The organism is Pantoea sp. NPDC088449 (assembly GCF_044753225.1).
Taxonomy (GTDB): Bacteria; Pseudomonadota; Gammaproteobacteria; order Enterobacterales; family Enterobacteriaceae; genus Pantoea; species Pantoea floridensis.
Map to the genome: position 1 here is coordinate 1,381,413 of NZ_JBIVMT010000001.1, position 13,022 is coordinate 1,394,434.

Here is a 13,022-nt window from a genome sequence, read left to right on the forward strand (position 1 = left end):
CATGTTAAAAGCAATAAAAACGCCGGACTGTGCCGGCGTTAACCTGGGGAGAAGGGTGCGTTACTGCCCTTCTCGCTTCGCCTCATCACGCAATTCACGGCGCAAAATTTTGCCCACGTTGGTCTTCGGCAGCTCGTCACGAAACTCAATAATCTTCGGCACTTTGTAGCCGGTGAGCTGACGACGGCAATGATCCAGCACCTCTTCTTTCGTTAAGGAAGGATCTTTCTTCACAATACACACTTTGACGGCTTCACCTGAAAGATCGCTCGGTACGCCAATCGCCGCCGCTTCACGCACTTTCTCATGCTGCATAAGCACATCTTCAATCTCGTTAGGATACACGTTAAAGCCCGACACCAGAATCATGTCTTTCTTACGATCGACGATGCGAATAAAGCCTTCGCTATCAACGGTAACAACATCGCCGGTATGCAGCCAGCCATTTTTCAGCACTTCATCGGTGGCATCGGCGCGCTGCCAGTAGCCTGTCATCACCTGCGGACCACGAATGCACAGTTCACCCGGTTCACCTGGCGGAACATCTTTATCTTCATCGTCCACGATGCGCACATCTGTTGAAGGCACCGGTAAACCAATGCTGCCGGTATGACAGGTAATGTCATAGGGATTGACAGACACCAACGGCGAACATTCAGTGAGGCCATAGCCTTCCAGCAAATAGTGGCCCGTGAGTTTTTCCCAACGTTCGGCCACCGCTTTTTGCACCGCCATACCGCCGCCAGCGGACAGCCGCAGCGTGGAGAAATCCAGTTTGTTGAAATTGGCATCATTCAGCAGCGCATTGAATAACGTATTCACGCCGGTGATGGCGGTAAACGGAAATTTGCTGAGCTCTTTGACAAAGCCTGGAATATCGCGCGGATTGGTAATCAGCAGGTTAGTCCCGCCGAGATCGAGGAAGAGCAACCCATTCACCGTCAGCGCAAAAATATGATACAGCGGGAGCGCGGTAACCACCTGCTCTTTACCCGGACGCAAGAGTTTGCCGTAAGTGGCTTTGGTCTGTTCCAGATTGGCCTGCATATTACGGTGCGTCAGCATCGCGCCTTTGGCAACGCCGGTGGTACCGCCGGTATATTGCAGGAATGCCAGATCGTCGTTGGTGATGGCCGGACGCTGATAGGTCATCTGTTCGCCCTGCTGTAGAGCACTGCGGAACGGAACCGCACCGGGCAGATGATATTTCGGTACCAGCTTTTTCACGTATTTAACGACGAAGTTCACCAGCGTCGCCTTTACCGGTGCCAGCTGATCGCCCATGCGGGTAAGCATCACATGCTTGATGGGCGTCTCAGCGACCACTTTTTCCAGCGTATGGGCAAAGTTAGAGACAATCACGATAGCGCTGGCACCGCTATCAATTAGCTGATGCTTAAGTTCGCGCGGCGTATAGAGCGGATTGACATTCACCACCACCATACCAGCACGCAGCACGCCAAATAGCGCGACAGGATACTGCAGCAGATTTGGCATCATTAACGCCACACGTTCGCCCTGCTTGAGCCCCAGCCCCTGCTGCAGCCAGGCAGCAAACGCGCGGCTCTGCTTCTCCAGCTGCCGATAGGTCATCGGCTGCCCCATATTGATAAATGCCACCTGATCGGCATAGTGCTGTGTTGCGTGCTCGAAAAGATCGACCAGCGAAGTGTAGCGATCGGCACTAATTTCCGCTGGGACATCTGGCGGATAGCGTTTGAGCCAAACCTTATTCAAAGAATCACCCCGATATTCTTGTTGTATAGCCATCGCCGCCTCGACAATCAGTGTTGTTAACAATATTTTAACTGATTGTACCAGTTTGCCTGTTTCGGCATTTTCAGGTTGCGAAGCGCATCACTAAATTTCGCGCATCGGTTGCGCGCCCAATAAAAAGGCCCGGTCGCAAGCACCGCGACCGGGCCATAAAAATACAGACAACGTTATTCGGTGAGGATAGTTTGCACCTGAGCCGGTCCGCCGAGATTCATCCCCCAATATGGATTGGGTCCCCAGTAGCCCGGATGATGACGCGTGGGTCCGTACCAAATGTAAGGATCGATAGGTTGTGGCGGCGTCATCACCTGCTGCGTCAAATGCCAGCGCTGATAACCGCGCACATCAACAACGACAAAGTTGTAGCTCGCCTTACCGATTTCCCCTTTTTCCGTCCCTTTAATGTTGCCCAGCACGGTAATGTATTGGTTATTCAAATCAATCGGGTCAACAAACCCGCGTATATCCGCATAAATACGGCCAACGGATGCCGATCCTAAACGCGGTCGCGCACTTTCATCCAGTGGTTGAGTGGCAATTTCCAGACGCGTTGACCCGTTCAGATTCGTCACTTTAACCACTTTACCGCCAAAACGAGATTCCTGACCGACATACAGTTCCGGCGCATTCATCACGCGTAACAAATCTTGCTGTGGAAGTTGCGAGCTTCCTTTAATTGAATCTGGCACCGAAACACAGCCGCTTATCAGCAGTGCGCAGGCTAACAGAGCGCCAGACATCCCTTTACGACTCATTGGCATAGTACTTCTCCTGTATTTCTCTGTTTAGACTGGGCGCGTAGAAATTAGTTGCGCGCCGTTTAGCGTCCCGGCAACTTTTTCCATGCCACTTCATTACGCAGATAAACCGGTTCGGCGTTCTCAACCGCCACCGCTTCATGACGTTGCCAGGCGCTGAGCGCCAGCGGCAGCATATCTTCAGCAGCGGGCAATAACACTGCAGAAGCCTTAAGGGCGGCACCGGGCGATGACAGCAAATGTGGATATGCCTGCCAGCCGGTTCCCACCGTGGTCCATTCACCCGCTAACGTGGCGATGCGTTCCTGAGCGGCTTCGGGTTTCAGCACCGCTTCTGTTTCCGCACCTTGCCATTCGCCGTGTTCATCGCGTTGATATTCAGCCCAATAGAGTTCACCCATACGCGCATCAATTGCTGCCAGCACACGTGTTGCACCCGTCAGACGCCATGCGCCCTGCGCCATCGTGGCTAACGAGGAAACACCAATCATTGGCAAATTCGCGCCCAGCGCCAGCCCTTGCGCAATACCGATGCCAATACGTACACCCGTGAAGCTGCCCGGACCGCGGCCGAATGCCAGCACGTCGAGCGCGGTCAGATCCAGCTGCTGCGCCTGCAACAGCTCCTGAACCAGCGGGAGAATACGTTGGGTGTGATCGCGCGGGGCGATTTCAAAGCGGGCATCAATCTGCTGCAGGTTTTGCAGCGCGGCAGAACAGGCTTCTGTCGCCGTGTCCAGGGCTAAAATTCGGACGGACATAACAACCTCAGAGAGTCAAAATGGCGCGCATCTTATCACAGCCTGGCAGAAATTACCGATCCAGCGGCTGACGAACAAATTCAATGGCGCGAGCGATATCGCGGGTGCGCGGCGTGGGCGGCAGGCTGTTAAGAAACAGGCCGCCGTAAGGACGCGAAACCAGACGTTGATCGCAAATCACCAACACGCCACGATCGTCAGTATCACGGATCAATCGACCCACGCCCTGTTTCAAGGTGATCACCGCATCGGGCAGTTGCACATCATTGAAAGGATCGCCGCCGCGCAGACGACAATCTTCCATGCGTGCTTTCAGCAGCGGATCTTCCGGCGACGTAAACGGTAGCTTGTCGATGATCACCAGTGACAGCGCTTCACCGCGCACATCAACGCCTTCCCAGAAGCTGCTGGTCGCCACCAGCAAGGCGTTACCGGCTTCAAGAAATTGTTTCAGCAACTGTCCTTTACTGGTTTCGCCCTGCAGCAGCACCGGCAAGGTCATTGAGGCGCGAAACTCTATCGCTAACTCGCGCATCATCTTGTGCGAGGTACAAAGGAAGAAACAGCGGCCCTTATTGGCATCGATAAGCGGTTTCATCATGCGTGCCAGCTGCCGCGCACCACCGGGATGATTTGGCTCGGGCATATTACGCGGGACGCAGAGTAGCGCTTGTTGGGTGTAGTCGAATGGGCTGTCGAGAATCATGGTAGTCGCATTATCGACACCGAGGCGGCTGGAGAAATGGCTCATTTGCTCATTCACGGCCAGCGTCGCAGAGGTGAATATCCACGCCGCTTTGCGGTTATCCATCACCTCGCGAAAACGTTCCGCCACGGAAAGCGGCGTCAGCGCCAGCGTAAAATGACGGCTGTTACACTCATACCAATAGCTGAAGCCCGGCTCATCAATCGCTCGCAAACGCTTCAGGCGCGTGCGATACAACGCGGCACGTTCAAATGCAGCGTCCAACAGGGCTGAACGTCCTAGCGAAAGTTTGATGACGTCGTAGCAGAGCTCTAGCGCATCATCCAATAACGTAAACATGCGCATGATGTTGTTATCGCTAAGCAAATCGCGCAAATTGCCGCGGAAGCCGGGCTCTCCCAGCGTCAAACGAAAGTCTTGCGCGCACTGTGCCAGCCGGTCGGCGGATTTTTGCAGTTGCTGCACATCGCGCACTTCGGTGCGATAGGCAATGATGATGTCTTTGGCGAGATCCTGTAGCTGCCGACTCGATAATTGCTGGCCGAAATACTGGCTAGCGATATCCGGTAATTGGTGCGCTTCATCAAAGATCATCACATCAGCTTCGGGAATGAGTTCACCAAAGCCGCCCTCTTTCACCACCAAATCGGCGAGAAACAGATGGTGATTCACCACCACCACGTCGGCATCCATGGCTTTTTTGCGTGCTTTCACCACAAAGCAATCTTTATACAGCGGGCAATCGCTACCGAGGCAGTTATCGTTGGTGCTGGTGACAAACGGCCAGATTGGGCTGTCTTCTGCCACGCCGCTGCAGTTGCTGACATCGCCTTCTGTGGTTTCTGACGACCAGCCGCGCACGCTGATCAAATCACCCAGCGCCTGCACGCTAAGATCGCCACCGGTTTGATTTTGCTGCTCAAGACGTTCGAGGCATAAATAGTTGGATCGCCCTTTAAGCAGCGCCGTTTTTCCGCTGAACTTCAAGGCGCGCGCGATGGTGGGCAGATCGCGGTTGTACAGTTGATCCTGCAACGCTTTGGAACCGGTGGAGACAATGACCTTTTTTTTCGCACGCAGCGCCGGTGCCAGATAAGCATAGGTTTTACCGGTACCGGTACCCGCTTCAACCACCAGCTCGCCGCCGGTTTTGACCGCTTCGGTTACCGCTTTCGCCATTTCCCGCTGCGCTTCACGCGGTTTAAACCCCGGAATCGCCTGCGCCAGCGCGCCATCAGCTGCAAAATCGTCTGCCACACTTCCTCACATCATCGTTAAAAACCACTGTAATTATGTCAGGATTCCGCCTAGGCGACCACAACAGATGACATTCGCCCCTGGGATATGGCAGGCTAGCGCGGCAAAACTAAAGGAGAACCACATGACTATTACGCGTATTGATCCGGAACACCGGATGTCCGAAGCCGTAGTGCATAACCAAACCGTGTATTACACCAGCGTACCGGAAAATCTGGATGAAGATGCAGAAGCGCAAACGGCCAATGCGTTAGCCGTGATTGACGCCATTCTTACACGCGTGGGATCGGATAAAAGTAAGATCCTTGATGCCACCATTTTTCTGGTCGACAAGGCTGATTTCCCGGCAATGAACCGCGCCTGGGATGCGTGGGTCTCGCCTGGCAATGCCCCGGTGCGCTGCACCGTGCAAGCAGGCTTGATGAATCCGAAGTATAAAGTCGAAATTAAAATCATCGCCGCGCTGTAAAGCTGTTTGGGCGTTATTCGTTGTCGTCTTCTTCATCCTCATCGTCTTCGAACATCGCCCGAATAGCTTCGCCTTTATAGGTTTGGCGAATTTCTTGCGCAACTTGTGCAATCGCCTGCCCGCTCGACATACCACCCGCCATTAACTCCTGAATACGTTCAACCGCCTGCTGCTGCTGCTCGTGAGATAACGCTGGAAGACCTGTAAACATAATTCTCTCCTGGTACAAGGGGGACGCATTATTACCACGAGGAACAAACGGGTGCCAGCAACAAAAAAATATGCCAGGCTAGCGACCTGCTTGCTGAAGTGATTTGTCCCACAATGGTAAATAGTCTCGTACTGAAGTATACGCCTGAAACGCTGGTACACCTTTTCTCTCCCCTTGCCCATCAACCCTGGGCGATGTTACTGAGTTCTGGCCAGGCCAATCACGCGGATAACCGCTTTGATATCCTCACCGCCGATCCGCTTGCAACGCTGACTACGCGCGGCGAAAGCACCGAAATTATCTGCGGAGATGCGGTGACTCACTCTACAGCCGATCCGCTTACGCTGGTGCAACAGCACTGCGTGGCTTTAGGTACCACGCCCGATTTCAATCCTGATCTTCCCTTCCAGGGCGGCGCCATGGGGCTCTTTGGCTATGATCTGGGGCGGCGCTTCGAAACGCTGCCGCACCATGCGCAGCAAGATCTCTCAACGCCAGACATGGCGATAGGCATTTATGATTGGGCGCTGATCGCCGACCATCATCAACAGAAACTGACGCTAGTTTCCCTGAATAGCGCAGAAAAACGCTGGCAATGGCTACAAGCGCAAACGGCTGTGGAAACGGATCCCTTTACGTTGACCAGCGAGTGGCAATCAAACCTCAGTTTTGACGATTATGCACAACGCTTTCAGGCGGTGCAGGCCTACATTCAGGCCGGTGATTGCTATCAGGTTAATCTCGCGCAGCGTTTCAAGGCTAGCTATCGCGGCGATGAATGGCACGCCTTTTTACGCCTTAACCAGGCGAATCGCGCGCCGTTTAGCGCATTTCTGCGTTTGCCACACAGTGCGTTGCTCAGCCTATCACCGGAGCGCTTCCTCTCTCTGCAACGGCAGGAGATAGAAACACGCCCAATTAAAGGGACATTACCGCGCCTCGATGACGCAGCAGCCGACCGCCTGCAGGCGGAAAAACTGGCTCACTCCGAGAAGGATCGCGCCGAGAACCTCATGATCGTCGATCTGTTACGCAATGATATTGGTCGCGTTGCCACACCCGGCAGCGTCAGCGTTCCCGAACTCTTTGTGGTTGAACCTTTTCCAGCAGTGCATCATCTTGTCAGCACCATTCGGGCGCACTTGCCGGAAACGCTGACAGCTACCGATCTGCTTCGCGCCTGCTTCCCCGGCGGTTCAATTACTGGCGCACCAAAAATCCGCGCGATGGAGATTATCGAAGAGTTAGAACCACATCGCCGTAACGCATGGTGTGGCAGTATCGGGTATATCAGCCTGTGCGGTCGTATGGACACCAGCATCACCATTCGTACACTCATTGCAGAAAATCAACAGCTTTACTGCTCAGCCGGTGGCGGATTAGTGGCGGACAGTAACCTCGACGCTGAATATCAGGAAACCTTCCATAAGGTGAACCGTATCTTGCCCAGCTTGCGACATGAGGAATGAGATGAATTTGACGCTGGAACAGTTCGTCAGCCGCTTTGTATTGCAGCCACCGCTGCATACCCCAAAAAGTGTCATTAGTGGTCGACGCGCGGCGGTGCTGGTGCCGGTGATTGATGGCGCGGAGCCTGGGTTGTTGCTCACGCGTCGCTCCTCTCATTTGCGGAAACATGCGGGCCAGGTCGCCTTTCCTGGCGGTATGCAGGATGCCACGGACTCTTCACTTATCCACACGGCGCTGCGTGAAGCGCAGGAGGAAGTGGGTATTTTGCCACAGCAGGTGCAGATTATTGGCGTGCTGCCACCCGTCACCAGCAGTACCGGTTTTGCCGTTACGCCAGTGGTGGGCATTATTCCTGCCGATCTCGCTTTGCGCCTCAATCCCGACGAAGTTGAAAGCGCCTTTGCCATGCCGCTCTCCGAAGCGCTGCGCCTCAGCCGTTATAGTGGACTGACGCTTCGCCGTGGCCATCGCCAGCATCAGGTGTGGTTGTCATGGTATGAGGATTACTTTATTTGGGGAATGACAGCGGGCATCATTCGCGCGCTGAGTCAGCAGATCGCGCTGCCCTGATCCCTCGATTTCATCAACCTTCCCGCAAAATAATCGATCCGCCTCACAACTGTGCAAATGGATAACTATTTCTGTGGTTTATAATTAGTTTATTTCATGCGAAAAGCTGCTCGTTGTGCAGCATGGGCGATTACTATTAGCCGCATAAACGGCTGGTGCCGTGCAGAATAAGATTTGTGAGGAGTGTCACCTGTGATTAGTGTTTTTGACATGTTTAAAGTTGGCATCGGTCCATCCAGTTCGCATACCGTTGGCCCAATGAAAGCGGGCAAACAGTTTGTTGACCTGCTGGCCGAACAAGGCAAATTGCAAGACGTCACGCGCATATCGGTTGATGTCTACGGTTCGCTGTCGCTGACGGGCAAAGGACACCACACCGATATCGCCATTATCATGGGGCTGGCGGGTTTCGAACCGGCCACCGTTGATATCGATGGCATTCCCGCCTTCATCAAAGACGTTGAGCAGCGCGAACGCTTGCTGTTAGCCAACGGCGCGCGCGAAGTGGATTTCCCTCGCGAAGGCGGTATGGTGTTCCGCAGCGAGAATTTATCGCTGCATGAAAACGGCATGACGGTGTACGCCTTCGCGGGTGATCTACTGATCCTGAGCAAAACGTACTACTCCATCGGCGGCGGTTTCATCGTCGATGAAGAGCACTTTGGTCAGCCGGTGCTGGATGAGGTTTCTGTTCCCTGGCCGTTTAATTCCGCCAAAGATTTGCTGAGCCACTGCCGTGAAAGCGGTTTGTCGCTGTCGGGTTTGGTGATGAAAAACGAGCTGGCACTGCATAGCCGCGATGAGATTCACGCCTATTTTGGTCACGTGTGGCAAACCATGCAGGCATGTATTGATCGCGGTCTCAATACCGAAGGCGTACTGCCGGGTCCACTGCGTGTGCCACGCCGGGCAGCTTCCCTACGCCGTTTATTGGTTTCCTCCAATAAACACTCAAACGATCCTATGGACGTCATCGACTGGGTGAATATGTTTGCGTTGGCGGTGAATGAAGAGAACGCTGCCGGTGGACGTGTAGTCACTGCGCCAACTAACGGCGCCTGCGGTATCGTTCCGGCGGTGCTGGCCTACTACGATCATTTTATTGAAACCGTCACACCTGACATTTTCATACGTTACTTCCTCGCCTCCGGGGCGATTGGCGTGCTGTATAAAATGAACGCTTCTATTTCCGGTGCTGAAGTCGGTTGCCAAGGCGAAGTGGGCGTGGCCTGCTCGATGGCCGCCGCCGGGCTGGCGGAACTTTTGGGTGGCAGCCCGGAACAGGTTTGTGTCGCCGCTGAAATCGGCATGGAGCACAATCTTGGTCTGACCTGCGATCCCGTCGCCGGCCAGGTTCAGGTGCCGTGTATTGAACGTAATGCCATTGCCTCAGTAAAAGCCATCAACTCTGCGCGCATGGCGCTGCGCCGCACCACGGAACCGCGTGTTTCGTTAGATAAAGTCATTGAGACGATGTACGAAACCGGCAAAGATATGAACGCAAAATACCGTGAAACCTCGCGCGGTGGTCTGGCGATTAAAGTTCAGTGTGACTAACCTGAACTCACCGCGTTGGTGATGATTAAAGCAACAGTTGATTATTTTTCTGCATCTGTTGCTACCTCCCTGTGAGTAAACCAGATACATTAATTTCGCGCGCGGCCCTGAGTGGCCGCGCTTTTTTTAGTGCCGTTTTTTTTATTCAGCGGCGCTAAACCTGGCCGCCTCAATGCCGATAACCTACACGTTAATTTGGCTTCAATCTTTGATTTTGCAAGGTGGTTACTGATGCTCGTTCCCCAGCAATTTGTGGGTCAATTTCGCCGTAAGCGTCTACTTATTGCGTTAGCGATCGCCTCGCTGGTTCTGGTTCTGACGCTGACTTTTCGCTATGTCGAAGAGAAGTCGCGCATTGAGCAGCAGTCACTGAATTTCGCTACCCGCGCGATCGAACGATTTGATCGTATGTTCTCGCCGCTGGACGTTTCCGCCAACAACACGCTCGGGTTAGTGGGCGTGCCTTGCGCTCAGGTGCGCTACCCGCTGATAGAAAAAATCGCCTCACTTCAAACCGTGCGTACCGTGCTACTGGTGCAGGATGATACGCTTTACTGCTCCAGTATTTTTGGCCCGTTAAACCTCTCCTTTAGTCAAACTTATCCTGAGCTGGCACTTAACAATCAGCGCATGATGCTGGTTACCGATAATGACTTGTTGAAAGGTTCGCCGGTGCTGCTGCTCTGGACACCTAAATCACTCAATAATCATGAAGGCCTGCTGCAAGTCATTAATATTGAATTGATGACCAATTATTTGCTAGAACCCCAACTGCCGTGGGTAGAGCGTGCCATTTTCAATGTGGGCGGCCAAAGCCTTGAGTACGGCAACCCGCTGATTGAACATACCGTGCCCTCTGATGATGAAGTCGCTTACGATCAAGCGTCGTTGCGCTATCCGTTTAGTATCACCCTTTATGGCCCCTCACCCGCGCGTCTGGCACTGAATACGCTACCTTCGCAACTGCCGCTGGCGTTGATGCTAAGCCTGTTGATGGGGTATATGGTCTGGCTGGCGACGGCCAACCGGATGAGCCTTAGCTGGCAAATCAGTTATGGCATCGCCGCCAACGAATTCATGGTCTATTGCCAACCGCTGATCAATGCCCAAAACGGAGAGTGTGACGGCATGGAGCTGCTGCTGCGCTGGCATAACCAGCGCCAGGGGTGGATTGCGCCGGACGTGTTTATTCCACTTGCCGAGCGACAAAATTTGATTGCGCCTTTGACGCGCTTTGTCCTGGCTAAAGTCGTGCATGAATTGCCGAATCTGCCGCAGTGTCCCTCATTCCATATTGCCATCAACGTGGCCGCCAGCCATTTCCGTGACCGTGCAATCGTCGATGATCTTCAAACTATCTGGTGGCCGGCCAACCCGCTTCCGAAGCTGGTGGTAGAGTTGACTGAACGAGATGCCTTGCCGGTGATTGATCAATCAGTGGTAGCGCAGTTACATGAGATTGGTGTTCGCCTGGCGATTGATGATTTTGGTACCGGCCACAGTTCGCTGGCTTACCTGAAGGATCTCAAACCCGACGTGTTGAAAATCGACAAGATTTTTACCGCGGCGATTGGTACTGATGCGATTAATGCTACCGTCACGGACATGGTGATTTCGCTGGCGCAGCGCCTTAATATTTCTCTGGTGGCAGAAGGCGTTGAGACTGCGGAGCAGGCGCACTATCTGCGTGAACGAGGTGTTGATCATCTTCAAGGCTATTTCTACGCGCGTCCAATGCCGATTGAAGACTTCCCGCTTTGGCTGGAACGGCATCAGGGCGAGTTAAGCGCATAAAAAAACGGCCACTCGTTACGGAGTGGCCGTTTTTTATTTATCCACGCACAATGATTTACTCTTCATGTTCTTCGTGGTCATAGGGCTTATCTTTCGTTACGCGAACCAGGTCGATGCGGTACTCCGTCGCCTCGATGACCTGGAAATGCAGCGGTGGCAGATCAATCACTTCTCCCGGGAGCGGCAGCTGGCCTTTTTGCGCAATCAGCAAACCGGCTAACGAGGCGTGATCTTCATCGGCCTTCACCAATTCGTGATGATCCAGCAGCTGTTGCAGCGAGTGCAGATCGGTGCCGCCCTTCACTAACCAACCGTCACCATCCGCAATGATATCCGGCGTTTCATCTTCATCCGGGAACTCACCGGCAATCGCTTCCAGTACATCGAGCGGCGTGATTAAACCCTGTACCACACCAAATTCGTTGGTAACGATAACAAAGCTGCCTTTCGCGCGACGCAGTACGCCCAGCAGGTTTATCGGATCCAGGGTTTCGGGTACCACAATCGCCGGCGTATTGGCGGCGAAGGTGGCCACATCCATTCCATGTTCCAGCGCCACCAGCAGCTCTTTAGCCCGCACCACGCCAATGATTTCATCCAGTTCACCGCGACATACCGGGAACAAACTGTGCGGCGTATCCAGCAGCTGAATACGGATTTCATCCAGCGGACGCGAAACATCAACCCAGGAGATATTACCGCGCGGTGTCATAATGCTGCGGATAGAGCGCTGAGAGAGCGTTAACACGCCGTTGATCATGTAGCGCTCTTCGTCCTTAAAGGCTTCCTGCGGCATCGCTTCAGTCAATGAGGTTTCTTCCGCGGTGGTTGCCTGTTTGCGCTGGCGTCCGCCCATCAAACGCAGAATCGCTTCTGCGGTACGTTCGCGCATCGGCCGATGTTCCTGATGACGAATAAAGTTACGGCGCGCAATTTGGTTGAACAACTCGATGATAATTGAGAAGCCAATCGCGGCGTACAGATAACCTTTAGGAATGTGGAACCCAAAGCCTTCCGCCACCAGGGACAAACCAATCATGAGCAGGAAGCTCAGACACAGCACCACCACAGTTGGGTGAGCGTTGACGAAGTTAGTCAGCGGTTTTGAAGCCAGCAACATCACGCCCATGGCGATAACAACTGCCGTCATCATAATAGGCAGATGGTTTACCATACCCACCGCAGTGATCACTGCATCAAGTGAAAATACGGCATCCAGCACAACAATTTGAATCACCACCGCCCAGAAGCTGGCGTAGCCTTTATTGCCCTGATGTTCCAGCCCGCGGTTCTCGAGTCGCTCATGCAGCTCCATGGTTCCCTTGAATAACAGGAACAAACCTCCGAACAACAGAATTAAATCTCGTCCGGAAAAGCTGAAATCGCCTACGCTGAATAGGGGTCGCGTCAGTGTCACTATCCAGGAGATCAGTGACAGCAGGCCCAAACGCATGACCAGAGCAAGCGACAGGCCGATCAGACGGGCTTTATCACGCTGCTTCGGCGGCAACTTGTCCGCGAGGATGGCGATAAAGACCAGGTTATCAATGCCAAGAACGATTTCGAGCACGATGAGCGTGAGCAATCCGGCCCAGATTGAGGGATCAAAGAGAAATTCCATCAATGACTCCTTACTGAACGTGAAGATGCACGTATTTGAGCCTGCACCGGAAGGTGAGACGCGGGATCGTTA

The 13,022-nt window shown here is 53.6% G+C and carries 11 protein-coding genes; 5 read left to right on the plus strand and 6 right to left on the minus strand.

Going from position 1 to position 13,022, the window contains the following annotated elements:
* Positions 1–60: 60 nt before the first annotated feature.
* The 4 genes from fadD to ACIP6T_RS06565 all read right to left on the minus strand — a co-directional run bounded on the left by fadD (position 61) and on the right by ACIP6T_RS06565 (position 5,258).
* A complete protein-coding gene (gene fadD, locus ACIP6T_RS06550) occupies positions 61–1,737 on the minus strand; it encodes a long-chain-fatty-acid--CoA ligase FadD (RefSeq protein ID WP_400456028.1) in 1,677 nt (558 codons plus the stop codon).
* 206 nt (positions 1,738–1,943) lie between these two features.
* Positions 1,944–2,537: a Slp family lipoprotein gene (locus ACIP6T_RS06555; RefSeq protein ID WP_097097142.1), complete on the minus strand. Its 594-nt coding sequence runs from the start codon at positions 2,535–2,537 to the stop codon at positions 1,944–1,946.
* Positions 2,538–2,596: 59 nt separating this feature from the next.
* Positions 2,597–3,295, minus strand: coding sequence for a tRNA (adenosine(37)-N6)-threonylcarbamoyltransferase complex dimerization subunit type 1 TsaB (tsaB, locus tag ACIP6T_RS06560; protein ID WP_400456030.1), 699 nt, complete (start codon positions 3,293–3,295; stop codon positions 2,597–2,599).
* A 52-nt stretch (positions 3,296–3,347) separates the two neighbouring features.
* Positions 3,348–5,258: an ATP-dependent DNA helicase gene (locus ACIP6T_RS06565; RefSeq protein ID WP_400456032.1), complete on the minus strand. Its 1,911-nt coding sequence runs from the start codon at positions 5,256–5,258 to the stop codon at positions 3,348–3,350.
* A gap of 124 nt (positions 5,259–5,382) precedes the next feature.
* On the opposite strand from ACIP6T_RS06565, the gene ACIP6T_RS06570 reads away from it, so the two are divergent.
* Positions 5,383–5,727, plus strand: coding sequence for a RidA family protein (locus ACIP6T_RS06570; RefSeq protein WP_097097139.1), 345 nt, complete (start codon positions 5,383–5,385; stop codon positions 5,725–5,727).
* Between the two features lie 13 nt (positions 5,728–5,740).
* Here ACIP6T_RS06570 and ACIP6T_RS06575 read toward each other — a convergent pair whose 3' ends face one another.
* A complete protein-coding gene (locus tag ACIP6T_RS06575) occupies positions 5,741–5,938 on the minus strand; it encodes a YoaH family protein (RefSeq protein WP_008110398.1) in 198 nt (65 codons plus the stop codon).
* A gap of 113 nt (positions 5,939–6,051) precedes the next feature.
* Here ACIP6T_RS06575 and pabB point away from each other — a divergent pair, with 113 nt between their 5' ends.
* The 4 genes from pabB (at position 6,052) to ACIP6T_RS06595 (ending at position 11,329) form a co-directional block, all read left to right on the plus strand.
* The gene (pabB, locus tag ACIP6T_RS06580) at positions 6,052–7,407 is read left to right on the plus strand and encodes an aminodeoxychorismate synthase component 1 (protein WP_400456035.1); all 1,356 of its coding nucleotides are present in this window, start codon (positions 6,052–6,054) and stop codon (positions 7,405–7,407) included.
* A 1-nt stretch (position 7,408) separates the two neighbouring features.
* Positions 7,409–7,978 (plus strand): CoA pyrophosphatase, encoded by a 570-nt coding sequence (locus tag ACIP6T_RS06585; RefSeq protein ID WP_097097136.1) that lies wholly within the window; start codon positions 7,409–7,411, stop codon positions 7,976–7,978.
* Positions 7,979–8,170: 192 nt separating this feature from the next.
* Positions 8,171–9,535 (plus strand): L-serine ammonia-lyase, encoded by a 1,365-nt coding sequence (locus ACIP6T_RS06590; RefSeq protein ID WP_400456040.1) that lies wholly within the window; start codon positions 8,171–8,173, stop codon positions 9,533–9,535.
* Positions 9,536–9,766: 231 nt separating this feature from the next.
* Positions 9,767–11,329, plus strand: a complete 1,563-nt coding sequence (locus ACIP6T_RS06595; protein WP_097097706.1) for an EAL domain-containing protein — start codon at positions 9,767–9,769, stop codon at positions 11,327–11,329.
* A 55-nt stretch (positions 11,330–11,384) separates the two neighbouring features.
* Here the strand turns inward: ACIP6T_RS06595 and ACIP6T_RS06600 are convergent, their stop codons facing one another.
* Positions 11,385–12,950: a TerC family protein gene (locus tag ACIP6T_RS06600; protein WP_345829515.1), complete on the minus strand. Its 1,566-nt coding sequence runs from the start codon at positions 12,948–12,950 to the stop codon at positions 11,385–11,387.
* Between the last annotated feature and the right edge of the window lie 72 nt (positions 12,951–13,022).

What these genes read in the sequence shown, in the direction of transcription:
- ACIP6T_RS06555 (WP_097097142.1), bottom strand. Translation starts at nt 2,537, where the DNA reads ATGCCAATGAGTCGTAAAGGGATGTCTGGCGCTCTGTTAGCCTGCGCA.
- tsaB (WP_400456030.1), bottom strand. Translation starts at nt 3,295, where the DNA reads ATGTCCGTCCGAATTTTAGCCCTGGACACGGCGACAGAAGCCTGTTCT.
- ACIP6T_RS06570 (WP_097097139.1), top strand. Translation starts at nt 5,383, where the DNA reads ATGACTATTACGCGTATTGATCCGGAACACCGGATGTCCGAAGCCGTA.
- ACIP6T_RS06575 (WP_008110398.1), bottom strand. Translation starts at nt 5,938, where the DNA reads ATGTTTACAGGTCTTCCAGCGTTATCTCACGAGCAGCAGCAGCAGGCG.
- pabB (WP_400456035.1), top strand. Translation starts at nt 6,052, where the DNA reads ATGGTAAATAGTCTCGTACTGAAGTATACGCCTGAAACGCTGGTACAC.
- ACIP6T_RS06585 (WP_097097136.1), top strand. Translation starts at nt 7,409, where the DNA reads ATGAATTTGACGCTGGAACAGTTCGTCAGCCGCTTTGTATTGCAGCCA.
- ACIP6T_RS06595 (WP_097097706.1), top strand. Translation starts at nt 9,767, where the DNA reads ATGCTCGTTCCCCAGCAATTTGTGGGTCAATTTCGCCGTAAGCGTCTA.
- ACIP6T_RS06600 (WP_345829515.1), bottom strand. Translation starts at nt 12,950, where the DNA reads ATGGAATTTCTCTTTGATCCCTCAATCTGGGCCGGATTGCTCACGCTC.